The organism is Acidovorax facilis (genome assembly GCF_050626955.1).
GTDB lineage: Bacteria > Pseudomonadota > Gammaproteobacteria > Burkholderiales > Burkholderiaceae_C > Acidovorax > Acidovorax facilis.
The window spans coordinates 562,578-585,939 of sequence record NZ_CP192460.1 but is presented as its reverse complement, the minus strand read 5'-3'; the positions used below and the strand labels follow the sequence as shown (position 1 = coordinate 585,939).

The 23,362-nt window shown below is 64.6% G+C and carries 22 protein-coding genes; 11 read left to right on the top strand and 11 right to left on the bottom strand.

The features are described 5' to 3' along the window. Nucleotides 1-9 precede the first annotated feature (9 nt). From lolA to ACQ4MJ_RS02640, 3 genes are read right to left on the bottom strand one after another with little or no spacing between them, the layout of a single operon-like run. On the bottom strand, nt 10-642 hold the full coding sequence (gene lolA, locus ACQ4MJ_RS02650) for an outer membrane lipoprotein chaperone LolA (protein WP_218300475.1): 633 nt from the start codon (nt 640-642) through the stop codon (nt 10-12). A gap of 46 nt (nt 643-688) precedes the next feature. Continuing rightward, nucleotides 689-3,025, bottom strand: a complete 2,337-nt coding sequence (locus ACQ4MJ_RS02645) for a DNA translocase FtsK (protein ID WP_431150229.1) — start codon at nt 3,023-3,025, stop codon at nt 689-691. Between the two features lie 60 nt (nt 3,026-3,085). Further along, complete coding sequence (locus tag ACQ4MJ_RS02640) at nt 3,086-3,763, bottom strand: Crp/Fnr family transcriptional regulator (RefSeq protein ID WP_121505666.1); 678 nt, start codon at nt 3,761-3,763, stop codon at nt 3,086-3,088. Between the two features lie 191 nt (nt 3,764-3,954). Between ACQ4MJ_RS02640 and trxB the strand changes: the two genes are divergently transcribed. From trxB to rpmG, 3 genes are all read left to right on the top strand, one after another. After that, on the top strand, nt 3,955-4,908 hold the full coding sequence (trxB, locus tag ACQ4MJ_RS02635) for a thioredoxin-disulfide reductase (RefSeq protein ID WP_055403077.1): 954 nt from the start codon (nt 3,955-3,957) through the stop codon (nt 4,906-4,908). 186 nt (nt 4,909-5,094) lie between these two features. After that, on the top strand, nt 5,095-5,328 hold the full coding sequence (gene rpmB / locus ACQ4MJ_RS02630) for a 50S ribosomal protein L28 (protein ID WP_007859763.1): 234 nt from the start codon (nt 5,095-5,097) through the stop codon (nt 5,326-5,328). A gap of 11 nt (nt 5,329-5,339) precedes the next feature. Continuing rightward, nucleotides 5,340-5,510: a 50S ribosomal protein L33 gene (gene rpmG / locus ACQ4MJ_RS02625; RefSeq protein WP_008904999.1), complete on the top strand. Its 171-nt coding sequence runs from the start codon at nt 5,340-5,342 to the stop codon at nt 5,508-5,510. A gap of 84 nt (nt 5,511-5,594) precedes the next feature. Here the strand turns inward: rpmG and ACQ4MJ_RS02620 are convergent, their stop codons facing one another. Beyond that, the gene (locus tag ACQ4MJ_RS02620; protein ID WP_121505665.1) at nt 5,595-7,100 is read right to left on the bottom strand and encodes a PLP-dependent aminotransferase family protein; all 1,506 of its coding nucleotides are present in this window, start codon (nt 7,098-7,100) and stop codon (nt 5,595-5,597) included. A 235-nt stretch (nt 7,101-7,335) separates the two neighbouring features. Between ACQ4MJ_RS02620 and ACQ4MJ_RS02615 the strand changes: the two genes are divergently transcribed. Continuing rightward, a complete protein-coding gene (locus tag ACQ4MJ_RS02615) occupies nt 7,336-7,749 on the top strand; it encodes a hypothetical protein (RefSeq protein WP_431150233.1) in 414 nt (137 codons plus the stop codon). Between the two features lie 62 nt (nt 7,750-7,811). On the opposite strand, the gene ACQ4MJ_RS02610 is transcribed toward ACQ4MJ_RS02615, so the two are convergent. From ACQ4MJ_RS02610 to ACQ4MJ_RS02600, 3 genes are all read right to left on the bottom strand, one after another. Further along, nucleotides 7,812-9,026, bottom strand: a complete 1,215-nt coding sequence (locus ACQ4MJ_RS02610) for a DesA family fatty acid desaturase (protein WP_121505663.1) — start codon at nt 9,024-9,026, stop codon at nt 7,812-7,814. Nucleotides 9,027-9,160: 134 nt separating this feature from the next. Continuing rightward, complete coding sequence (locus ACQ4MJ_RS02605; RefSeq protein ID WP_306554096.1) at nt 9,161-10,435, bottom strand: RsmB/NOP family class I SAM-dependent RNA methyltransferase; 1,275 nt, start codon at nt 10,433-10,435, stop codon at nt 9,161-9,163. Nucleotides 10,436-10,516: 81 nt separating this feature from the next. Continuing rightward, a complete protein-coding gene (locus tag ACQ4MJ_RS02600) occupies nt 10,517-12,370 on the bottom strand; it encodes a M48 family metalloprotease (protein WP_431150235.1) in 1,854 nt (617 codons plus the stop codon). Between the two features lie 68 nt (nt 12,371-12,438). Between ACQ4MJ_RS02600 and ACQ4MJ_RS02595 the strand changes: the two genes are divergently transcribed. After that, a complete protein-coding gene (locus ACQ4MJ_RS02595) occupies nt 12,439-12,693 on the top strand; it encodes a DUF1653 domain-containing protein (RefSeq protein WP_431150238.1) in 255 nt (84 codons plus the stop codon). Between the two features lie 11 nt (nt 12,694-12,704). Here the strand turns inward: ACQ4MJ_RS02595 and ACQ4MJ_RS02590 are convergent, their stop codons facing one another. Both ACQ4MJ_RS02590 and ACQ4MJ_RS02585 read right to left on the bottom strand, forming a co-directional pair. Next, on the bottom strand, nt 12,705-13,820 hold the full coding sequence (locus ACQ4MJ_RS02590) for an ATP-binding protein (RefSeq protein WP_431150239.1): 1,116 nt from the start codon (nt 13,818-13,820) through the stop codon (nt 12,705-12,707). Next, nucleotides 13,808-14,536 carry a response regulator gene (locus ACQ4MJ_RS02585; RefSeq protein WP_431150242.1) on the bottom strand — a complete coding sequence of 243 codons (729 nt, stop codon included), beginning with the start codon at nt 14,534-14,536 and terminating at the stop codon, nt 13,808-13,810. The genes ACQ4MJ_RS02590 and ACQ4MJ_RS02585 overlap by 13 nt, the downstream gene beginning before the upstream one ends. Nucleotides 14,537-14,773: 237 nt before the next feature. Here ACQ4MJ_RS02585 and xopAW point away from each other — a divergent pair, with 237 nt between their 5' ends. Then, nucleotides 14,774-15,757 carry a XopAW family type III secretion system calcium-binding effector gene (xopAW, locus tag ACQ4MJ_RS02580; RefSeq protein ID WP_431150244.1) on the top strand — a complete coding sequence of 328 codons (984 nt, stop codon included), beginning with the start codon at nt 14,774-14,776 and terminating at the stop codon, nt 15,755-15,757. 257 nt (nt 15,758-16,014) lie between these two features. On the opposite strand, the gene purN is transcribed toward xopAW, so the two are convergent. Next, nucleotides 16,015-16,596 (bottom strand): phosphoribosylglycinamide formyltransferase, encoded by a 582-nt coding sequence (gene purN / locus ACQ4MJ_RS02575; protein ID WP_431150247.1) that lies wholly within the window; start codon nt 16,594-16,596, stop codon nt 16,015-16,017. 21 nt (nt 16,597-16,617) lie between these two features. On the opposite strand from purN, the gene ACQ4MJ_RS02570 reads away from it, so the two are divergent. The 4 genes from ACQ4MJ_RS02570 to ACQ4MJ_RS02555 all read left to right on the top strand — a co-directional run bounded on the left by ACQ4MJ_RS02570 (nt 16,618) and on the right by ACQ4MJ_RS02555 (nt 21,166). Next, nucleotides 16,618-17,328 (top strand): YceH family protein, encoded by a 711-nt coding sequence (locus tag ACQ4MJ_RS02570; RefSeq protein WP_431150249.1) that lies wholly within the window; start codon nt 16,618-16,620, stop codon nt 17,326-17,328. 45 nt (nt 17,329-17,373) lie between these two features. Further along, nucleotides 17,374-18,555 carry an acyl-CoA dehydrogenase family protein gene (locus ACQ4MJ_RS02565; RefSeq protein ID WP_008905006.1) on the top strand — a complete coding sequence of 394 codons (1,182 nt, stop codon included), beginning with the start codon at nt 17,374-17,376 and terminating at the stop codon, nt 18,553-18,555. Between the two features lie 12 nt (nt 18,556-18,567). Continuing rightward, complete coding sequence (locus ACQ4MJ_RS02560; protein WP_431150251.1) at nt 18,568-19,683, top strand: acyl-CoA dehydrogenase family protein; 1,116 nt, start codon at nt 18,568-18,570, stop codon at nt 19,681-19,683. 88 nt (nt 19,684-19,771) lie between these two features. After that, nucleotides 19,772-21,166: an alpha/beta fold hydrolase gene (locus ACQ4MJ_RS02555; protein WP_431150253.1), complete on the top strand. Its 1,395-nt coding sequence runs from the start codon at nt 19,772-19,774 to the stop codon at nt 21,164-21,166. A 413-nt stretch (nt 21,167-21,579) separates the two neighbouring features. Here the strand turns inward: ACQ4MJ_RS02555 and ACQ4MJ_RS02550 are convergent, their stop codons facing one another. Beyond that, nucleotides 21,580-22,137 (bottom strand): HNH endonuclease, encoded by a 558-nt coding sequence (locus tag ACQ4MJ_RS02550; RefSeq protein WP_055401504.1) that lies wholly within the window; start codon nt 22,135-22,137, stop codon nt 21,580-21,582. A 167-nt stretch (nt 22,138-22,304) separates the two neighbouring features. Here ACQ4MJ_RS02550 and ACQ4MJ_RS02545 point away from each other — a divergent pair, with 167 nt between their 5' ends. Further along, nucleotides 22,305-23,354, top strand: a complete 1,050-nt coding sequence (locus ACQ4MJ_RS02545; RefSeq protein ID WP_431150256.1) for a bifunctional riboflavin kinase/FAD synthetase — start codon at nt 22,305-22,307, stop codon at nt 23,352-23,354. Nucleotides 23,355-23,362: the final 8 nt, after the last annotated feature.

Below are 23,362 nucleotides of genomic sequence, written 5' to 3'. Positions count from 1 at the left end.
CGCAGCAACTTACTGTTTCACCACATCCGCTCCAGCGGGCGGCTTGAACTGGAAGGTGCTGGCGGGCAGCGCTGCGTTGGCCTGCATGCCATTGAAACGAATCAGGGAGCGCTGGCCAAAGCTGTCCAGAATGTCGAGAGCCGCCAGTTGCTCACCCGCAAAACCCACGCGCACGCTCTTGAGCTGACCATCCTTGGTCTTGGGGCTGGCCAGCACCCACTGCAGGCCATCCTGCTCAGGCGCTGCTTCGAGCGTGAACTCGGCCTTGAGCGCCGACAGGTCGGGGGCCGATGCGAGCAGCGCGGCGGGCGTGCTGCCCAGCGCCTGTGACTGCGAACGCTGGGTGACCTGGTTCAGGTCCACGTCGTACAGCCACAGGGTCTGGCCATCGGCCACGATGGTCTGCTCGAAGGGTTTCTTGTAGACGAACTTGAAACGCCCGGGGCGCTGGAATTCAAAACTGCCGCTCGATGTCTTGGTGCGCGCGGTCTGGCCGTCCTTGGGGGGCGAAGTCACGGTCTGCGTGAAATCCGCCTTGCCCGTTTGTGTGCCCTTCATGAACGATTCAAGGCTTTTCAAGCCATCAGCGCTTGCCAGCGTTGCGCTGGCAGCTATCAAAATTGCAGTAACGGTCTTTTTCAAAAGGAACTCCTGTGGGGCACGGGCTGGGCTCATCGCCCTGCCCTTGTCATTCGCTGCGCGCGGGAACCAGCACTTCGCGCTGACCGCTGGTGGTCAGGCCACTCACGAGGCCCGCCTTTTCCATGTCTTCCAGCAGCCGCGCCGAGCGGTTGTAGCCAATGCGCAGCTTGCGCTGCACGTACGAGATGCTGGCCTTGCGGTCCTTGAGCACCACTTCGACGGCCTGGTCGTACATGGGGTCCTTCTCGCCCCCTTCGCCACCACCGCCCTCCCCTGACAGATCACCCTCGCCATCCACAGTTCCGCCTTCGAGCACGCCCTCTATGTAGTCCGGCTCCCCTTGTTCCTTGAGGTAACTGACGACACGGTGTACTTCTTCGTCCGACACGAAGGCACCATGCACCCGGATCGGCAGGCCCGTGCCGCTGGCCATGTAGAGCATGTCGCCCATGCCCAGCAGGGCCTCAGCGCCCATCTGGTCGAGGATGGTGCGGCTGTCGATCTTGGAGCCCACCGAGAACGCGATACGGGTGGGAATGTTGGCCTTGATCAGGCCGGTGATCACATCCACACTGGGGCGCTGCGTGGCCAGGATCAGGTGGATGCCCGCGGCACGCGCCTTCTGCGCCAGGCGGGCGATCAGCTCTTCGATCTTCTTGCCCACCACCATCATCAGGTCGGCAAGCTCGTCGATGATGACCACGATGTGCGGCAGGCGCTGCAGCGGTTCGGGCTCTTCGGGCGTCAGGCTGAAGGGGTTGTAGATGAACTCCTCGCGCGCCTTGGCTTCATCGATCTTGACGTTGTAGCCCGCCAGGTTGCGCACGCCCAGTTTGGACATGAGCTTGTAGCGCCGCTCCATCTCGGCCACGCACCAGTTCAGGCCATGCGCCGCCTGCTTCATGTCGGTGACCACAGGCGCCAGCAGGTGCGGAATACCTTCGTAGACCGACATTTCCAGCATTTTGGGGTCGATCATCAGGAGGCGCACATCGCGCGCCTCGGCCTTGTACAAGAGCGACAGGATCATCGCGTTGATCCCCACCGACTTGCCCGAGCCCGTGGTACCAGCCACCAGCACGTGCGGCATCTTGGCAAGGTCTGCCACCACTGGGTTGCCCACGATGTCCTTGCCCAGGCCCATGGTGAGCATGCTCTTGGCCTCGTGGTAGACCTGCGAGCCCAGGATTTCGGACAGACGGATGGACTGGCGCTTGGCGTTGGGCAGCTCCAGCGCCATGAAGTTCTTGCCGGGGATGGTCTCCACCACGCGAATCGACACCAAGCTCAGCGAACGCGCCAGGTCCTTGGCCAGGCCCACAATCTGCGAGCCCTTCACGCCGGTGGCGGGCTCGATTTCGTAGCGCGTGATCACCGGTCCGGGCATGGCCGCGACCACGCGCACTTCCACGCCAAAGTCCTTGAGTTTTTTCTCGATAAGGCGGCTGGTCATCTCCAGCGTCTCGGGCGCCACGGTTTCCTGGCGCTGCAGCGGGCCATCGAGCAGGTCCACCAGTGGCAGCTTGCTGTCGGGCATCTCGGTGAACAGCGGCTTCTGGCGCTCCTTCACCACGCGGGTGCTCTGCGGCACGTCTACCAGCACGGGTTCGATGATCTGGATCGGTTGGGGGTGGTGCACCTCGCTCTCGGTGCGTTCCTCGAGCACCACCACTTCACGCTCGCGCGCGGCCTTGCGGCCCACAGCCACATCCTTGGCCACTTCGCGCTTGGCCAGGCGCGACTGCACCAATGCGTCGATGCGCCCTCCCACAATTTCCGCGACATGGCCCCAGGAGAAACGGAACACCAGCGCCGCCCCCAGCACAGCCAGCACGATCGCCAGCAGGCCCGAACCCGTAAAACCCAGCCACTTCACACTGGCAGGCCCCGTGATGTAGCCCAGCACGCCACCAGCATGCCCCGGCAGGAACGCTTCAAACCGGTACAGGCGCGACCACTCCAGCGCAGTGCTGGCACACATCAGCACCACCAGCCCCACCCAGAACATGGCCCGCCTGCGCATCGGGCTTGCCGCGCCCGGGGCCGATTCGCCGCCGCGCATCCACCGCGCCAGCGACGACAACCAGGCCCGCACACCGGCCGCCACACACCACCACACCGAAAAACCCAGTGCAAAGTAGCTGCCATCGGCCAGCCACGCACCAAACCGGCCTGCCCAGTTGGCGACCAAACGCCCACCCCGGGCGCCCGAGGTGGACCAAGCGGCATCCTGCGCGGAATAGCTCAGCAGGGCCAGCAACCAGAAAACCAGGGCCAGCAGCCCCACCATCAGGCCAATTTCGTGGCCAAAACGGGCAGCGCCCGTACGCGGCGGCGACTTCGCCGCAGCCGATGCATTCAGGGTATTGAGGGAATAGGTCATAAGCGTGCCGGGCGAGCTTACCGCAAGCCCCCCGGGCATGACACCCGGGCTGAAGCGTTGCTAACTCAACGCGTTCAATCGGTCCTTGAGCACAGTGGCGCCACTGGGCAATGCCTCGATAAAGCCACGCTCTTCCAAATCTTTCATCACGCGGCTGACCATCTCGCGGGAGGCGCCCACCATCTTGGCCAGGTCCTGCCGGGAGATTTTGTCTTTGATCACCAACTGGCCCTGAGCGTCTGGCACCGCAAAGTCCAGCAGCGCATGGGCCACACGCCCATACACATCCAGCAACGCCAGTGACTCAATCTTGCGGTCGGCATGGCGCAGGCGCTTGACCAGCCCCCGCATCACCACCAGCGACATGGAGGCGTTCTCTGTGAGGCAACGCGCGAACTCTGCGCGCCCGAGCATGAGCACATCGGTCTGCACCTCGGCACGCACCGTGGCCGAGTGGGGTTCGTTGTCGATGATGCTCATCTCGCCGAGGTAGTCGCCCTGCGCGAGGGTGGCCAAAATCACCTCACGCCCCCGGCTGTCCGATGTCATCACGCGGGCGCGCCCCGTGAGCAGGATGAACAGGGCGTTGGATTTTTGCCCTTGCTCCACCAGCGCCTCGCCACGCTTGAAGCGGCGCTTGATCACCGCACCACTGATCACCTCGGCCTGGGCCACCGTGAGCAGCGAAAACAAGGGCACCCGGCGCAGCAGGTCCAGGTTGGACAACATCGTCGACATGAAAACTCCTCTCTAGAGCGACCCAACCGGAGCCGCACGGGTTGTGCAAGGGGTATCAATGGGTTCTTACAATCGCCGTGATTGAAAAAGGGACCGCTCGCGTGAGCGGTGCACGGTTGATACTTGCCAGTTCAACCCCCAGCTTCCCCAACAGCGCCGCATGTAGCAGGCGCAAAACACAGGCTTTTACCATGTCCACCACCCAACACGCGAAAGTTCTGATCCTTGGCTCTGGCCCTGCGGGCTACACCGCAGCGGTTTATGCCGCCCGCGCCAACCTGAACCCGGTGCTCATCACCGGCATGGCCCAGGGTGGCCAGCTGATGACCACGACCGAGGTGGACAACTGGCCGGCCGACGTGCATGGCGTGCAGGGGCCGGAGCTGATGCAGCGCTTTCTGGAGCACGCCGAGCGCTTCAAGACCCAGATCATCTTTGACCACATCAACAAGGTCGATTTCAGCCAGCGCCCCTTCACCCTCACCGGCGACAGCGGCACCTACACCTGCGATGCGCTGATCCTGGCCACTGGCGCATCGGCCAAGTACCTGGGCCTGCCTTCCGAAGAGGCCTTCATGGGCAAAGGCGTGTCGGGCTGCGCCACCTGCGACGGCTTCTTCTACCGCGAGCAGGACGTCTGCGTGGTCGGTGGCGGCAATACGGCGGTAGAAGAAGCGCTGTACCTGTCGAACATCGCCCGCAAGGTCACCCTGGTGCACCGACGCGACAAGTTCAAGGCCGAGCCCATCTTGGTGGACAAGCTCAACGAAAAGGTCGCGGCCGGCAAGATCGAGCTCAAGCTATTTCACACGCTCGACGAAGTGCTGGGCGACAACACGGGCGTGACCGGCATCCGCATCAAGAGCACCAAGGACGGCAGCACGGAAGACATCAAGCTGCAGGGCTGCTTCATCGCCATTGGCCATGCCCCCAACACCGAGATTTTCCAGGGTCAGCTGGAGATGGAGAACGGCTACATCATCACCCAGGGTGGGCTCAAGGGTTTTGCCACCCAGACCAGCGTGCCCGGCGTGTTTGCCGCAGGCGATGTGCAGGACCATGTGTACCGCCAAGCGATCACCAGCGCAGGCACGGGCTGCATGGCGGCACTGGACGCCCAGCGCTTCCTGGAACAAGAGTCTTGATGAAAAACTGGGCAGCAGGCTATAATCTGTGGCTTTGCTGAATTCGGCCCGTTTTTGCGGTCCTCCGAAACAGGCAAATCAATCGGGTTACCGCCACCCTTTCTGGCGAGGTGAGGCCGCAAGCCAACCTGGGCAAACAAGCCCAGGGCCCAGCGAGCGGCCGTTAAAAAGTATCGGAGTGTCCTCATGGCACGCGTCTGCGACGTAACGGGCAAGAAGCCCATGGTCGGGAACAACGTTTCCCACGCCAACAACAAAACCAAGCGCCGGTTCCTGCCGAACCTGCAATACCGCCGTTTCTGGGTCGAGACCGAAAATCGCTGGGTTCGCCTGCGTGTTTCGAGCGCTGCCCTGCGTTTGATCGACAAGAACGGTATCGACTCGGTGCTCGCAGACCTGCGCGCCCGTGGTCAGGCTTAAGGAGAAGCACCATGGCAAGCAAAGGCGGACGCGACAAGATCAAGCTGGAATCCACTGCGGGTACCGGCCACTTCTACACCACGACCAAGAACAAGAAGACCATGCCCGAGAAAATGCTGATCATGAAATTTGATCCAAAAGCTCGCAAGCATGTGGAATACAAGGAAATGAAGCTGAAGTAATTCGGCCCGTTCCCTCAAAAAAACCGCCCGTCCAGGGCGGTTTTTTTATGCCTACTGCGCAGACCTTTCACCCAGACTCTTTGCTCAAGCAACCTTGCGCGGCACGGGCAACTCGGCCATCTGTGCAGCCAGCAAGGCGCCCAGCGTGCGGTAGCCCGCCTCCACTTCGGCCGTGAACGGCATCCCACAGCTCAGCCGCAAGAAGTGCTCATACCGCCCGGTGTTGGAGAACATGGGGCCCGGGGCCACACGGATACCGTTTTGCAGCGCCTCGTCGTACAGGCGCGTGGAAGAGATGCCGACCGGCAGCTCCAGCCACAGGCTCAGGCCACCCGGCGGCAGGCTCAGGCGTGTGCCCATGGGAAAGTAGCGCGCTACGGCCCTCGCCGCCTGTTCTCGCTGGATGCGCAGCTGCGCCCGCATGCGGCGCATGTGGCGCTCGTAGGCCGGAGAGTCCACACTGCGCGCCGCTAACAGCTGCGACCAGGTCTGCATGTTGCGCGTGCGAGCGAACTTGATCATCTGCACACGGGCCTGCCAGCGCCCCGCGCTCATCCAGCCCTGGCGCAAGCCGGGTGCAAAGCTCTTGCTGAGCGATGCGCAATAGATCACCTGCCCGGCATCGCCCTGCCGGTCCCAGGCCTTGGCGGGCCGCAGCACGTGCGGCGACTCCACGAACTCCCGGTAGATGTCGTCCTCGATGAGGGCTAAGCCATGCTCCACGCACAGAGCCACCAGTCGCTCCTTGTGCGCATCGGGCATCACGCTTCCCTGCGGCATCTGCAGGTGGGGCACCACCACAACACCCTTGAGCCGTGGTTCGTTGCGCGCGGCCAGTTCCAGGGCTTCGAGCGACATGCCGGTGTGCGGGCTGCAGGGGATCTCCAGCGCGCGCAGCCCCCGCACCTCGATGGCCTGCAGGATGCCAAAGAAGGTGGGTGATTCGACGGCAATCACGTCGCCCGGCTCGGCGACGGCGTCCAGCGCCAGGTTCACCGCTTCGGAGTTGCCAAGTGTTGCTCCAATGTCGGCTGGCGCGACACACACGCCGAAGGTGAGCGCATGCCGGGCCATGGCCTGCTGGAATTCGGGGTGGGTGGTGGGCGCGGACGGGCCGTACACCAGGACGTCGGGTTGCTCACGCAACAGGCCGTGGGCCAGGCGGTTGAGCGCAGCCGCATCAAACAGGCTCGGCGCGGGCATGGCGCTGCCTAAGTCCAGCGGCAGCGGGCCTGCACGGCGGGCTTTTTCGAGAAAACCGGAAATGCGCTCGTTGATGCCCGCAAACACCCGCGGGTCGTGGGCCAGCGGCTCGTGCAACTCGGGCTCGCGCGCCCGGGGCAACGCCACATCGCCCGGCTCCCGCACAAAGTAGCCCACCCGCTCGCGCGCCTCCACGCAGCCCAGGGATTCGAGATGCCGCAACACCTGCAGCGCGGTGGTCAGGCTCACTTGGTGCCGCTGGCACAGCTCCCGCACCGACGGCATGCGCATGCCAGGCGTCAGGCTGCCAGCGGCTATGGCCTGTTCGTACAAAGCTGCCAGTTGGCGGTAGAGCGGGGCATCCCGCGAATCGGAAGAATGTGACATGGCGGGTATGGGGTACTGCTGCCGAGCCGTGGCGCAGGCTCAGAAGCCTAGAGGCGCATCGTGCCCGAGCCCTCTCTGCGGGTACAGATACAGGAACGCACAGATCGGACCATAACAGCACGCCAGTAATCTGCGCTGTTCTACCCGTTCCTGCACCGCCGTGTACCTGCCGGGGCAACGCTGCTTTTTTTACGCTACAGCCTCACAGCAGCCCTTCCTTCAGGAGCCCCGCACCATGCCACAGCGCAATCCAACCACCATCCCGCCCACCACCCCATCGGCCGCAGTCACCTTAGGCCTCACACCCGGCCAGAGCCTGTGGCTGTGCCTGCCGCCCGGCAGCGCACTGCACACCACTCAGGGAGAGGTATCACTTCGCTTTGCTCCACGAGACTGTGAGCTCGCGTTGCACACTCTGCCGCAAATGCGGCTTGTGGCGGGCGAACATCTGCCAGAGGGCTGGAACACCAAGGCCGCCTGGGTGCAGGTGGGCAACGCCCTGCACTGCCGCTCTGAGATCCAGGTGATCGAAGGCACTCCCAGGCCGGGACTTTGGCACCAAGTACGGCACCTGCTGCGCTCAGCCTTTGCAGGCCGGGACAAAACCGCAAAGAACCGCGCTTTTGGCAAGGTGCCCGCAATGCGGTAACCGCTGCACCAAAGAAAAAGGCCTTGCCAGATGGCAAGGCCTTGGGCAATGCGCGGCCCGCTTCAGGCCTGCGCCGCACGCAGCCGTAGCGAGAACTCACGCAGGGCGGCTATACCGCTTTCTTCCGCGCGGCGGCACCAGGCTTGCAGGTCCGCGGTGAGCTGCTCGCGCGATTGCGAGGTGTTGAGCCACAGCTGGCGCAGCTCTTCGCGCATGGTGACCATCTTGTCGAGCGCGGGGTGCGCGGCACGGGCCTGGGCCAGTTGCGGCAATGCGATGGCCGGCACCTTCTCGGCATCGCGGTGCAGCCAGCGCTTGGCGGCCTGGAGCACCGAGGCATCGGCATTGCGTGCCTTGAGCGCTGCGATTTCGTCCTTGCAGGCCTGGCGCACGCCACGTGCATAGCCAGCCATCACCTCATAGCGGTTGGCAATCAGGGCCTCCAGCGTCTTTTCATCGGCCACAGGCTTGACGTCACCCAACTGGAGCTTGGGCGGCACCTTCTTGACCGTGGCCCAGCCAATCTTCTTCATCATGGTGATGTAGACCCAGCCGATGTCGAACTCATACGGCTTGACCGAGAACTTGGCCGACGTGGGATAGGTATGGTGGTTGTTATGCAGCTCTTCGCCGCCAATGATGATGCCCCAGGGCGAGAGGTTGGTGCTGGCATCCTGCGCCTCAAAGTTGCGGTAGCCCCAGTAGTGGCCCACACCGTTGACCACACCCGCCGCCCAGAACGGAATCCAGAGCATCTGCACCGCCCACACTGCGGCGCCCAGAGCGCCGAACAGTGCAAGGTTCAGGATCAGCATGAGGCCCACACCCTGCCAGCCGTAACGGGTGTAGACGTTGCGCTCCATCCAGTCATCGGGCGTGCCGTGGCCGAACTTCTTCATCGTCTCCTGGTTCTTGGACTCGGCGCGGTACAGCTCGGCGCCACGCCACATCACGGTGTCCAGCCCCCGGGTCTGGGGGCTGTGGGGGTCGTCCACGGTTTCGCACTTGGCGTGGTGTTTGCGGTGGATAGCGACCCATTCCTTGGTGACCATGCCCGTACCGATCCACAGCCAGAAGCGGAAAAAGTGCGAAGGGATGGCGTGCAAGTCCAGCGCGCGGTGCGCCTGCGCGCGGTGCAGGAAAATCGTGACCGCCGCAATGGTGATGTGGGTCGTCGCCAGTGTGTACAGAATGATCTGCCACCAAGCCAGGTTCCACAACCCATGGCCCAGCCAGTCAATGGCAGCGTTCAGTACGGCCCAATCGGGTAACAGCATATTCAGAAAGCCTTACTTCTACAGAGAACCCGTTCGCCAACGGACCGGGTATCTGATTTTAGAGTGGTCCCCACGAAATAGGTTCGGGGGTATCCATGGTATTTACGCTGATTTAGCGCCTTTAGAACGCCAAGTCAGGCCTTTTTGGACCAGATTGCGGCAAAGAACCCATCCGTTTGGTGCACATGGGGCCACAGGCGCAAATAACCACTGCCCGACTCACCACCGCTGCACAGACCCTTGGCCCCCTCCACCTTGAGCTGCTCCAGCAGTTCGCCCGCGTCGAGCAGTTCAAAGTCCGGGTGCGATGCGCTGAATGCCTCTGCGATGGCCTCGTTTTCCTGCGGCAGGATGCTGCAGGTGGCATACACCAGACGGCCGCCGGGCTTGAGCAGGCGCGCTGCGCTGTCCAGAATGGCGGTCTGTTTGGCCACCAGCTCTTCGATGGCTTTGGGCGACTGGCGCCATTTGAGGTCCGGGTTCCGCCGCAGAGTCCCCAGGCCCGAGCACGGAGCATCGACCAGCACGCGGTCTATCTTGCCCGCCAGCCGCTTGACGCGGTCATCGCGCTCGTGGGCAATGGCGGCGGGGTGCACGTTCGACAGGCCGCTGCGGGCCAGGCGCGGTTTCAGAGCATCCAGACGGTGCGCCGAGACATCAAACGCATACAGGCGCCCGGTGCTGCGCATGCCCGCGCCGATGGCCAGGGTCTTTCCACCTGCACCTGCGCAAAAATCCACCACCATCTCGCCGCGCTTGGCGTCAAGCAGCAGGGCCAGCAACTGCGAGCCTTCATCCTGCACCTCGATGGCACCGCGCGTGAACGCATCCAGCTTGGTCAGCGCAGGCTTGTCGTCAATGCGCAGGCCCCAGGGCGAATACGGCGTGGGGCTGGCCTTGATACCGGCCTTGGCGAGCTCCTTTTGTACGTCGGCACGCTTGTCTTTGAGGGCATTGACGCGCAAATCCAGCGGGGCGCTCTGTGCCAGGCTTTCCACCAGCGGCCAGAAGCCGTCGCCCAGCTGGTCCTTGAGGGGCTTCACCAGCCATTCGGGCAGGTTGTGACGGTGGCGCTCCATCAGGTCATCGACCGTGACCGCATCGCACTGGTCCAGCCAGTTCTTTTCCTGGTCGGTCAGTGCGCTCTTGAGGAAGTCGCGCGGGCCGTAAAACCCCAGGATGGCCAGACGGCGCTCCTTGGGTCCCGAGCCCGAGGGCGCCATGTGGTCGAACAGGAGCTTCTTGCGCAGCACGGTGTAGACCGTTTCGGCCAGGGTGGCCCGCTCGCGGGGGCCCAGGCCCCGGTTGTCGCGGAAGAATCGTGACACCACCGCATCGGCGGGGTGTTCAAACGTGAGGGTGAGCCTGACCAATTCGGCACAGGCGTCTAGAAGAACTTTGGGATGCATCCCCCGATTGTCCCACTGTGGTCTGATCCACAGCCAACCACACGGCTCCTTCAAACGACCCGCATCGATCCGTTCGGTTTGTCAACGCGTGTAGACCGGATCAAACGCATAGCGCTGAATCTCCTTCAGGCTGGGCGATTCACCCGCCCACAGCGCCAGCGCGGGGCCGGGAAGGCTCAGATTGCGCTCCAGGGCGCGGCACAGGTGGTAACGGCTTTCATCGTCCATCCCCGGCAGCTCGACAAAGATCAGGTACGCACGGCGCTGCGGATGCTCGCGCAGGTTCTTGCGCACTAGCCAGCAGCGGGCAAGGGGCGCACAGCGGGCCAGTTCCGATTGCAGCTCGGCCAGTTCGAAGGGGCTCAGGTCGTGACGCGTGATCTGGCTAAAGAAGGAGGTGCCCGACAGCTCTTCCCAGGCGCGCTCTTCGGATTCCTGCGCGCGCTCCAGCCGCTTGCGCCACTGTTTGAAGGCCGCCGCATCATGCTCCATGCCCATGCGGGGAGTTTCCAGCTCGGCCAGCGCGGTGCGCGCGGCCCAGTAGCGGTCGTTGCTGCCCGCTTCCCACACCCGGTGCAGCAGCAGAAGCTTGCCTTCGCGATCGTCCTCGGGCAGGCAAGGCACCAGTCCACACAGGGCGGGCGCGTACTCGGGGCTGCGCTCCAGCGCCAGCTCATACAAGGCGCGCACATCGGCACGGGGGTCCAGATGGCGCTTGAGGCGGGCCAGCTCCACCAGCTCGGCCGCACTGTTCTGAGCGATGGAAGCCTGCAGCGCCTGGGCGCGTGCGCGCACACGTTCCAGCCACGCGTGGTGCTGCTTCCACTCCGTCGCGTTGTCGCGGCACCATTGCTTGTCGAAGTGTTTGACCCACCGTTTGGCCTCATCGCCCAGCAGGGTCAAGGCATTGCCACGCGACCAGTCGGGCAGTGTGGGCGTGGCATCGAGTGCTTCGATGCGGTCCCGCAAGCCGGGGTGGGTGTCGTCCACACTGCTCAGACGCTTGAGCGCTTGGCGCAGTGCGTCGTTGGCAAAAGCGGCATCCGGGGCCTCGGCCAGGAAACGGCGCATGCTGCGATAAGGCCCCACCGGCAGCGGATTGCCAGCGGCACCGCACCAGTGGTTGCCCCAGAACTCTGCCTGCAACGCTGCGCCCCGGATCTCGATCTCGGCCAGGGCGGCGGCGGTCACATCACGGCCCAGCAGCTTGCCCGCAATGCGGTCGGCCTCGTATTCATCCTGGCGGGCCAGCGCAAACGTCTTGGCCGAAAAGCGCGGAAAGTACCAGCGCATGAACGCCTGCGTGGCCGCGGCCACCGGGCCTTCGTCGTCGGCCAGACTGTGGTTCAGGCGCATCCAGGACAGGCGGGTGCGATAGATCCAGGCCGCAAACCGGCCATGGTCGCCGCGCAAGTGGCCGTATTCGTGTGCCAGCACGGCGAGAAAACGCGGCCGGTCCAACGCCATCAGCAAAGGCAGCCCGATGCTCAGGTGGTTAACGGCGCCACCCAGCAGGCCGTACTTGGGCAGCTGCTGGATGCTCGCATTGAACTCGTCGTTCAGCGTGACCTTGTGGATGGGAGGGCCCTTGATCTTGCGGCGGATGCGCTCCAGCGCCTCAAAAAGCTCCGGTGCCTCCAGAGCCGTGATCTCCACGCCCTCAGGCGCGTCAAAACGCACCCACAGCGCCCGCAGGCTGACCCACAGCAGGCCCGCAGCCCCCAGCAGCAGCCACACCATGGCAAAGCGAAACTTCCCCTGCACCAACTGCGGCACCACCCACAGCACAATGCCAGCCGCAAGCCCAAGGCACCCCAGCACCCAGGCATAGCCCAGCGCCGCAAACGCGGCCACACTGCGGCGGTATGCACGGCTGTTGTCGGCACTGGCATGCTCGCTCATGCGCACCAGGTGCACAAAATCTGCCTGATCCACGGGCTTCCCTCACTCTTGGGTTGTTTTCAACCGCCATCCTAACCACTCACGACCCCGCACCCACCACCATGACCGACGACGACCTGCCAGCACTCATTCGCACACCGCCCGGCCTGTACCGCCACTACAAGGGCATGCTCTACGAGGTGATTGATACCGTGCGCCACAGCGAAACGCTGGAGTCCATGACGCTGTACCGCGCGCTCTATGGCCAGCATGGGCTGTGGGTGCGACCCGCCGCCATGTTTGAAGAGCAGGTGCTCATTGATGGTGTGATGCGGCCGCGGTTTGAGAAATGCGGGGATGAAACCCCAGCGGGCTGAGCCCAGTGGGCTCACGCCGCAGTGCGCGGAAAAATGGCTGCTGCCACCAAACCACCGCCCGCAGCATTGCGCAAGGCCAGCCTCCCCCCGTGCCGCCGCACGATATCGCTGGCAATGGTGAGCCCCAGCCCGGACCCGCCACTCTGGCGGTTGCGCGAGGCCTCCACGCGGTAAAACGGCTCCATGACCCGCTCCAATTCCTCGGAGGGCAAACCCGGGCCATGGTCGCGTACCTCGATGGTCAGCGCGTCGGCCGCATCGTGCAGCGTGACCTCGGCACTGCCGCCGTAGCGAATCGCGTTGCCCACCAGGTTGTCCAGACAGCGCCGCAGCGCCACTGCCTGCACCCGCAGCGGGGCCGCCTGCCCCGCCACCGTGACCCGATGGCCCATGGCGAGCTGGTCGTCGGCCATGCTGTCCGCCAGGGCCTGCACATCCAGCAGCACCCAGGCCTCGGCGCCAGCCACGCCGCGCAGGTAGTCCAGCGTGGAGGCGATCATGGCGTCCATCTCGGCAATGTCGCGGCGAAACAGCTGCTGCGCGCGGACATCGCCCAGGCTTTCGGTGCGCAGGCGCAGCCGGGTCAGCGGCGTGCGCAGGTCATGCGACACCGCCGCCACAAACCGGTCGCGCTCGGCCAATTGCTGGCGGATGCGCGCCTGCATCTGGTTGAACACACGGCTGGCGTCGCGGCATTCCAGCGTGCCGTCCTCGGGCAGCGGGGGCCGGTCGATATCGCGGCCCAACTCTTGCGCCGCCGTGGCGAGCCGGTGCATGGGGCGCGACAGCCAGCGTGCCGCCCACCAGGCCACTGCCACCAGCGCCGCCAGCCGCACGCTGATGTCGAGCAGCAGCCCCAGTTGCAGCGATGGCGGGGCATTCCACAAGCCCTGCTCTCGCACCGGCGGCGGCAACCGCAAAGATTGCCCATCGGCTGCCACCCCGGGGGGCTGCGGGCCAGGCGGGTGCCCGGGGTGCGCGGGGCGCAGTTCAAACATCAAAGTCAGCGCCAGCACATGGCTCACGATGACGGCCACGATAAGCAGCAGAGCGAGCCGGCCAAAGAGGGTGTCAGGCAGCCAGCGCTGCAGCGCCGCAGGCCAGCGCGCAACCATCAATGCGGCCATCCCACCTGCCCCTGCAGCGACTGCACGTTGAACACGTAACCGGCGCCCCGCACAGTGCGGATCATCGAGGGCGAGCGCGGGTCGTCCGAGAGCTTGCTGCGCAGGCGCGAGACCAGCAGATCGATGCTGCGCTCGAACGCGTCCATGGCCCGGCCTCGCGCCTGCTCCATGAGCTGGTCGCGGCTGAAAATGCGGCGCGGCATGCGCAAGAAGGTGCAGAGCAGGCGAAATTCGGCGTTGGACAGCGGCACCACCACACCCTGTGGGGATACCAGGTGCCGCTCGATGCTGTGCAGCGTCCAGCCATCAAAGCGCACCACCCCGTCGGGTTCCTGGCGGGCCGGGGCACTCTCGCCGCGCGTGCGGCGCAGCACGGTCTGGATGCGGGCCACCAGCTCGCGCGGCTCGAAGGGTTTGCCCATGTAGTCGTCAGCCCCCATCTCCAGCCCCAGCACGCAGTCGTAGGGGTTTGCGCGGGCGGTGAGCATGATGATGGGCACCCGGGAGCGTTCACGCAGCTCCCGCGCGAGGGTGATGCCGTCGGTGCCGGGCAGCATCACGTCCAGCACCACCAGGCCGATGGGGTGCGCGAGCATCTGCGCACGCATCGACGCCGCATCACACGCCGCGTGGGCGGCGTGGCCAAAGCGGGCGAGGTATTCGGTGAGCAGTGTGGTGATCTCCACATCGTCGTCCACCACCAGGATGTGTTGCATGGGCTCTGTAGTGCAAAAGAAACCCAAGTTTAGGCAGCTCCAGACCACCGCTGGCGACGATCTGGCGGGCATTTCCGCCATTGTTTGGTCCTTGTGGACGCCCTTTGTATCGACCTTGGTACAAAGCGGACAAACCCCGGAGACACGCACCTCCAAGAATGGACAAGGGCCATGGCTGAGGGCTCCCGCTTCTGGGGGACCAGGCACCGACCCACCCTTGGAGCGAAAGGAACGACGATGACGACCATCAGTAGCGTCAGCAGTGCCTGGTCCAGTGCAAGTGTGCAGCGGGCATCACGCCCGGCGCCCACGCCGGAGCGGCTGCTGTCCAAAATCGATGCCGACCGCAACGGCGGCGTGAGTGACACAGAACTGCAGGGCCTTCTGGACGATGTGGCCCAAAAATCCGGCGTCAGCAGCCAGACCAGCGCTGCAGACCTGGTCAAGCAGTACGACAGCAATGGGGACGGCAACCTCAACGCCGACGAGCTGGGCAAGACGATGCAAAGCGTGTTGCCCCCGCCACCGTCCACCATGGCTTTTGCCCAGTCGCGGGGCGACAGCGACACCGCCACCGGCCAGGCGGGCGACGACCTCTTTGGCAAGGTGGACAGCGACGGCGATGGCGCCGTGAGCAAGACCGAGCTGCAGGCCCTGCTGGATGCGATGTCGGGCGGCACGGCGAGCCAAGTGGGCGTCAGCAGTGACGACGTGTTCAGCCAACTGGATGCAGACGGCGACGGCAGCCTGACCCAAGCCGAATTCGACGCGGGCCGCCCTTCCGGCGCGGCGGGTGAAGCAGGCGGCGGCATGCAGGCCATGGGTGGCATGCCACCGCCACCCGGAGGCCCAGGTGGTGCAAGTGCCTCCGCCGACAGCACCACCACCTACGACGCCCTGGACACCAACAAGGATGGTGAGGTCTCGCTGACAGAACGGCTGGCTGGCAGCCCCAGCAGCGTGGAGCAGGACGCGATCACCGCGCTGTTCAACGCCATCGACACCGATGGCGACGCCAGCATCAGCGCCAGCGAATCCAAGACTTTCATCGACCAGTTGACCAGCCAGCTCCAGCAGCCCCCCAGCCAGGCATCAACATCGGACACCAGCCAACGCAACGACCTGGCGCGGCTGGCCGACTTTGCGCGCCAGCAGTACGCAATGGCAGCCAATGACTGGAATTCGCCCGCCATCACCGGCAGCCTGAGCGCAATGGCCTGATCAAAAGGAAGGGGCTGGCTTGCCACCAGCCGCAGGTTTTCTGGCCACGCGGTGCGATTCGCCCGTCAGTTGACGAGCTGCGTGCGCCGGGATCTTGGAGCCATCTGGCAGCAGAAAATATGAACAAAAATAGGCTCTATCGCTTCATGGACAAGCGCAGTTAGCTACAAATTTAATAGCAAAAAATATACCCCCTGAGCTCACCAAGGCCTGTGGGGGGCGAAAGCCGAACGCTCCCAAACCGATCAGCCTGTGGACTACAAGGCCTGAATCAGCGCCCGCACGGCCCGGGGGTAGATCACGTGTTCCTGCGTGAGCACACGGGCTGAGAGCGTCTCGGCCGTGTCGCCCGGCAGCACCGGCACCACAGCCTGGTCCAGGATGGGGCCCACATCCAGCTCGGCCGTCACCTGGTGCACTGTCACGCCCGCAAATTTGCAGCCCGCATCAATCGCGCGCTGGTGCGTGTGCAGCCCGGTAAAGGCGGGCAGCAGCGAGGGGTGGATATTGATGAGCCGCCCCGCGTAGTGCGCCACAAACCCGGGCGTCAGGATGCGCATGAACCCGGCCAGCACCACCAGGGCGGGCTGGTGGCGGTCGATGGTGGCGGCCAGCTCGGCATCAAACGCCTCGCGGCTGGCAAAGGCCTTGTGGTCCAGCGCCTCGGCAGCGATGCCCTGCTCCCGCGCAAACACCAGCCCGGCGGCATCGGGCTTGTTGCTGATGACGGCCGCGACGCGGGCGCCGTAGCGCTGCTCCCAGTGCTCCTGTTGTGCGGTACGCACGATGGTGGCCATGTTGGAGCCGCCGCCAGAGATCAGAATGACGATGTTCTTCATAAATTGCCACGGATTATCCCAGTGCCCTTCGATCCCGCCACCCGCCCCCTCACCCCCTACGAAGCCCGCGTGCTCGCCACGCTGATGGAGAAGGCCCGCACCGTGCCCGACAGCTACCCCATGTCGCTCAACGGCCTGGTCACCGGTTGCAACCAGAAAACCAGCCGCGACCCGGTGATGAACCTGAGTGACGCCGAGGCGCAGGAAGCCCTGGATTCGCTCAAGCTGCTGACGCTGGCGTTTGAGAGCAGCGGCAACCGCACCACACGCTGGGAACACAACTTTCAGCGCGGCGTGGGCGTGCCCGAGCAGTCGGCCGTGCTGCTGGGCCTGCTCATGCTGCGCGGCCCGCAGACGGCGGGTGAACTGCGCATCAACGCCGAGCGCTGGTACCGCTTTGCCGACATTTCGTCGGTCGAAGCTTTTCTGGACGAGCTGCAGGAGCGCAGCGCCGAAAAGGGCGGCCCGCTGGTCGTGCAGTTGCCCCGCGCGCCGGGTGCCCGCGAGCAGCGTTGGGCGCATCTGATGTGTGGGCCTGTAGACACCAGCGCCGGTGTGTCAGCCCCCAGCAGTGGCGGCGGTGGAAGCACCGGCACGTCTGCCGCACTGCAAGCGCGGGTGGACGCACTGGAGACAGAGGTGGCCAACCTGCGCACCACGGTGCAGCGGCTGTGTACAGAACTGGGCATTTCCCCAGACTCCGCGCCGATGTCGCCACCCGGACAGGACTAAAACGAACGACCGTGCTACAAATGCGGATCACTTGGAGACAAACCGATGGATCTCGCATTCACCCCCGAAGAACAGGCGTTCCGCGAAGAAATTCGCGCCTGGGTTCAAGCTAATCTACCGAAAGAAATTTCGCACAAGGTCCACAACGCCCTGCGCCTGACCCGCGACGATCTGCAGGGCTGGGCCAAGATCCTGGGCAAGAAAGGCTGGCTGGGCTTCGGCTGGCCCAAGGAGTTTGGCGGCCCCGGCTGGACGGCCGTGCAAAAGCACCTGTTCGAAGAAGAATGCGCCCTGGCCGGCGCGCCCCGTATCGTGCCGTTTGGCCCGGTGATGGTGGCCCCGGTGATCATGGCGTTTGGCAACGCCGAGCAGCAAAAGCGCTTTTTGCCTGGCATCGCCAGCGGCGAAGTCTGGTGGAGCCAGGGCTACAGCGAACCCGGATCGGGTTCGGACCTGGCCAGCGTCAAGACCCGTGCAGAACGCGTGGGCGACAAATACATCGTCAACGGCCAAAAAACCTGGACCACCCTGGGCCAGCATGGCGACTGGATGTTCAACCTGGTGCGCACCAGCACCGAGGGCAAGCCCCAGACCGGCATCTCCTTCCTGCTGCTCGACATGAAGTCCAAGGGCGTCACCGTGCGCCCCATCAAGCTGCTGGACGGCGAATGCGAGGTGAACGAAGTGTTCTTCGACAACGTCGAAGTGCCTGCCGAAAACCTGATCGGCGAAGAGAACAAGGGCTGGACCTACGCCAAGCACCTGCTGAGCCACGAGCGCACCAACATCGCCGACGTGAACCGCAGCAAGCGCGAACTTGAGCGCCTGAAGCGCATCGCCAAGACCGAAGGCGTGTGGGATGACCTGCGCTTCCGCGACCAGATCGCACTGCTTGAAGTGGACATCGTCGCGCTGGAAATGCTGGTGCTGCGCGTGCTGTCGGCCGAGAAGTCGGGCAAGAACTCGCTCGACATCGCGGGTCTGCTCAAGATCAAGGGCAGCGAGATCCAGCAGCGCTACGCCGAGCTGATGATGCTGGCCGCCGGCCCCTTTGCCATGCCCTTCATCGAAGAGGCCATGGAGGCGGGCTGGCAGGGCAACTTCCCCGGCGGTGTCACCGCCAACGCACCGCTGGCGTCCACCTACTTCAACCTGCGCAAAACCACCATCTACGGTGGCAGCAATGAAGTTCAACGCAACATCGTCGCGCAGACGGTTCTGGGCTAAGGAGACAAGAACATGGATTTCGATTTTTCTGACGACCAGGAACAACTGCGCGACGCCGTGCGCAAGTGGGTGGACAAGGGCTACACGTTCGAGCGCCGCCGCGCCGCCGTGGCTGCCGGCGGCTTCGACCGCGCCGCCTGGGGCGAACTGGCCGAGCTGGGCCTGACGGCCCTCACCGTGCCCGAAGCGCACGACGGCATGGGCCAGGGCGCCATCGATGCCATGGTGGTGGCCGAGGAACTGGGCCGTGGCATCGTTCTGGAGCCCATCGCCCAGGCCTTCATGGCCAGCAGCGTGCTGTCGCACTACGCACCGGCCAACGTGCAATCGGCCTGGCTGCCCCGCGTGGCGAGTGGTGAAGCCTTGGTGGTGCTGGCCCAGCAGGAGCGCAAGGCGCGCTACCGCCTGGATGTTTGCGAGGCCAAAGCGGCCCCAGCGCAAGATGGATATTCGCTGACAGCTATCAAAAGCGTAGTAGCTGCCGGCGACAAGGCCGACGCGTTCATCGTGCCTGCCCAACTGGACGGCAAGACCGCCCTCTTCCTGGTCGAGCGCACCGCCACTGGCGTGACCACCCAAGGCTACGTCACACAAGACGGCAGCCGCGCCGCCGAGGTGAAGTTCACCAACGCCCCCGCCACGCTCATCACCACCGACGGCCTCGCCGCGCTGGAACTGGCCGTGGACACCGGCATCGCCGCCACCTGCGCCGAAGCCGTGGGCGTGATGGACAAGACCGTGGCCATCACCGTCGAATACATGAACCAGCGCAAGCAGTTTGGCGTGTTCATTGCCAGCTTCCAGGCGCTGCGCCACCGCGTGGCCGACATGAAGATGCAGCTGGAACTGGCCCGCTCGATGAGCTACTACGCCAGCCTCAAGCTGGGCGCCCCTGCCGCCGAGCGCCGCGCCGCCATGGCGCGCGCCAAGGTGCAACTGGGTCAATCGATGCGTTTTGTGGGCCAGCAGGCCGTGCAGCTGCATGGTGGCATCGGTGTGACGGACGAGTACATCGTGAGCCACTATTTCAAGAAGCTCACCCAGCTGGAAGTGGCCTTTGGCGACACGCTGCACCATCTGGGCGAAGTGTCCGCCCGCATGCAAGACACCGCAGGCGTGTTTGCCTGATGCGAACTGACGCAGCCATGTAACGCTCGCATGCCATGCTCGTGGATTCACCGATCCACGGGCATTTTTTCTTGTCGGAGACACCTTCATGAACAACAAATTCTGGCTGCAACGCCGATCTCTTCTGCTGGCAACCGCTGCAGCAGCTACCCTGGCCCTGGCCGGTTGCGCCACCAAGGGTCCCAGCCTGGCCGAAGCGCCGCCCATCGTCTTTGTGCACGGCAACGGCGACACCGCCGCACTGTGGCAAACCACCGTGTGGCGGTTTGAATCGAACGGCTGGCCGCGCGAACGCCTGCACGCCATTGACGTGCCCTACCCCCTGTCGCGTGATGAGGACGCCAAACCCCAGGCGGGCCGCACCTCGGCCGCAGAGCACATGGCCTACCTCAAGGCCGAAGTGGACAAGGTGCTCAAGGCCACGGGTGCAAGCCAAGTGGTATTGGTGGGCAACTCGCGCGGCGGCAACGCCATCCGCAACTACATCTACAACGGCGGCGGCGACAAGACGGTGAGCCACGCGATCCTCGGCGGCACGCCCAACCACGGCGTGTGGGCGATACCGGGGTTCCGAGAAGGCAACGAGTTCTCGGGCACGGGCCCTTTCCTCAAAGCGCTGAATGCTCCCAAGAACGCGGCGGGCGACGAGGTGAGCGGCCCCGTGAAATGGATGACGATCCGCTCGGACAACAACGACAAGTTCGCCCAGCCCGACGGTCTGTGGATAGGCCAGAAAGGCAAGCCCACCTACGTGACCGCCGCAGGCCCCGAACTCAAGGGCGCCACCAACGTGGTGATTCCGCGCATCGACCACCGCGAGACGTCGTACTCCCCCGCTGCGTTTGAAGCCACCTACCGCTTCATCACCGGCAAGGCACCGCAGGTCACCACCATTGCGGCTGAAAAGCAGGTGGTGCTCAACGGCAAGGTCACCGGCCTGGGCGTGGACCCGGCCGACCCCAAAACCGGCAACTTCGGCAACAACCTGCCCCTGGCGGGCGCGCAACTGGAGGTGTATGCCACCGACCCCGCCACGGGCGCCCGCGCGGGCAATGCCTTGCTGCGCAAGACCGTGGGTGCGGATGGCCAATGGGGACCACTGACGGTGCCCAGCGGCTCGCCCGTCGAGTTCGTGATCAGCGCACCCGGCTATGCCACCACCCACATCTACCGCAGCGGCTTTCCACGCAGCAGCAACCTCATCCACCTGCGCGCAGAACGCATGGCCGATGCCGACAAAAGCGCCGAGAGCGTGGTGACACTGACCCGCCCGCGCGGCTACCTGGACCCGGCACGCGACAAGATGCTGCTGGATGGCGCAGCACCTGCTGGTGTGCCCGCTGGGGCAGGTGTTGCATCTGCCAAGGTCAAGCCTGCGGGCGGCGTGCGCAGCATTGCGGGTGAGTTCAATGGCGAACGCCTGGTGGGACAGACCTGGCCGGCTGCCAGCGGCCATCTGGTGTTCCTGGAACTGACTTACTAAAGGAATAGGCGCTGCACCGTGTCTTTGCACCGTGTAGCACGCCCCCAAGAGCGGTCAAGACGGCCCCGATGGCTAGGAGCTCCGTCGCAGACAGTACGAAGGGCCTGTCAACCCTCTTTTCGGGGTCGCGAAGGCCCTTGCGGGCGTGCCAATCTAGGCGCGCGACGCAGCGTGCGCTCTTGCACACGTAAGGAGCGGAACGACGAGTGGCGCGCCCGCAGGGGCCTTCCCTTCGGGTTGCCCGGCCTGGGGGCCGTCTGCGGCGTTGCCCGCGCTTGCAAGGTGCCTACCTTGCTGCGCACAGGCGCCTTGCATCCCACCCCCAGGTCGGGCAACGCGATCCCCGAAAAGAGGGTTGGCAGGCCCTCACGGCAAGACGAAGCAACGACGCCAGCGGGGTCCTATTGGCCGCTCTACGCCAAAAGACGCGAGGACTTGGGGACGTGGGCCATCAGGAACTCCATCTGATCGGCCAGGATGCGCCGGTTACGCAGGATGAAGTCCTCCCACAGACTCGGCACATAGGGCGCATACAGCAGCGGCATGTGTGCCTGCTCTGGAGTGCGGGGGCCCTTGCGGTGGTTGCAGGGGCGGCACGCCGTGACCACGTTCATCCAGTGGTCCTGGCCGTTGCGGGCAAACGGCACGATGTGCTCGCGCGTCAGGTCTTCCTCATGAAAATGCCCGCCGCAGTAGGCGCACACATTGCGGTCGCGGGCAAAGAGCTTGCTGTTGGTCAGGCTGGGCTTGAGCTCGAACGGATTGATGCTGGGCACGCCCTTGGTGCCGATGATGCTGTTGATGGCGATCACCGATTGCTCACCCGAGATGGCGTTGTGCCCGCCCCGGAACCGGGCAATCTGTGCACCAGACTCCCAGCGCACTTCCCCGGCGGCGTAATGAATCACCGCCTGCTCCAGCGAAATCCACGATTGGGGCAGCCCTTGGGCTGACAGCTTCAAGACCTTCAAAACACGCCTCCTGGAACACAAAGTACACAAGGATCGGAACGCAGATGTCTCGCGGGCAGCCCTGCGCGGGGCCAGCCGTGGGTCACAATATACTCCGTTTTCATGACAAATTGGCGTCCTGCGCTTGATGGACTTGCGCATGCTGCTATCAAAAAGATAACAAACCGATGAAGATCTTTCGCGGATTCCACCACCCTGGCACTGCCAATGCCTGTGCGCTGACCATCGGCAATTTCGATGGTGTGCACCGGGGCCACCAGGCCATGCTGGCCTTGCTGAACAGCGAGGCTGCACACAGGGGCGTGGAAAGCTGCGTGCTGACGTTCGAGCCCCACCCCCGCGACTACTTCGCGGGCGCCCACCAAAAGCCCGAGCTGGCACCCGCACGCATCGGCACCCTGCGCGACAAGCTCACCGAACTGGCCCGCTGCGGTGTGCAGCAGACCGTGGTGCTGCCGTTTGACGCGCGGCTGGCCGCCCAGTCGCCCGACGCTTTCATCGACGAGGTGCTGGTGCGTGGTCTGGGGGCCCGGTACGTGCTTGTGGGCGACGATTTCCGCTTTGGCCGCCAGCGAGCGGGCGACTACGCCATGCTGGACGCGGCCGGGCAAGCCAAGGGCTTCGACGTAGCGCGCATGAACAGCTACGAAGTGCATGGGCTGCGCGTGTCCAGTTCCGCCGTGCGCCAGGCGCTGGCCGCAGGCGACATGGAAGCCGCGGCACGCCTGCTGGGACGGCCCTACACCATCAGCGGCCATGTGGTGCATGGCCGCAAGCTTGGGCGCGAACTGGGTGCTACCGCCGCCGGTGCAGGCGACGGCTTTCGCACCCTGAACCTGCGCTTTGCCCACTGGAAGCCTGCCGCCAGCGGCATCTTTGCCGTGCTGGTGCATGGCCTTGCCACCGAGCCATTGCCAGGGGTGGCCAACCTGGGCGTGCGCCCCTCGCTGGACCCGAACGACGTCAACGGCGGGCGCGTGCTGCTGGAAACCCATTGCCTGCATTGGCCCGCCTATCTGGGGCCCGAGGGGGCGTACGGTAAAATCGTGCGCGTGGAACTGCTACACAAACTGCACGACGAGCTGAAATACGACGGTCTGGATGCCTTGACGAAGGGCATCGCCAAAGACTGCGCCGACGCGCGTGCCTACTTTGCCTCGGCCCAGGCACCCAACCACACCGAAACCCGGCGCCAGACCACCCGCGACCGAATTTGAGGGAGCTG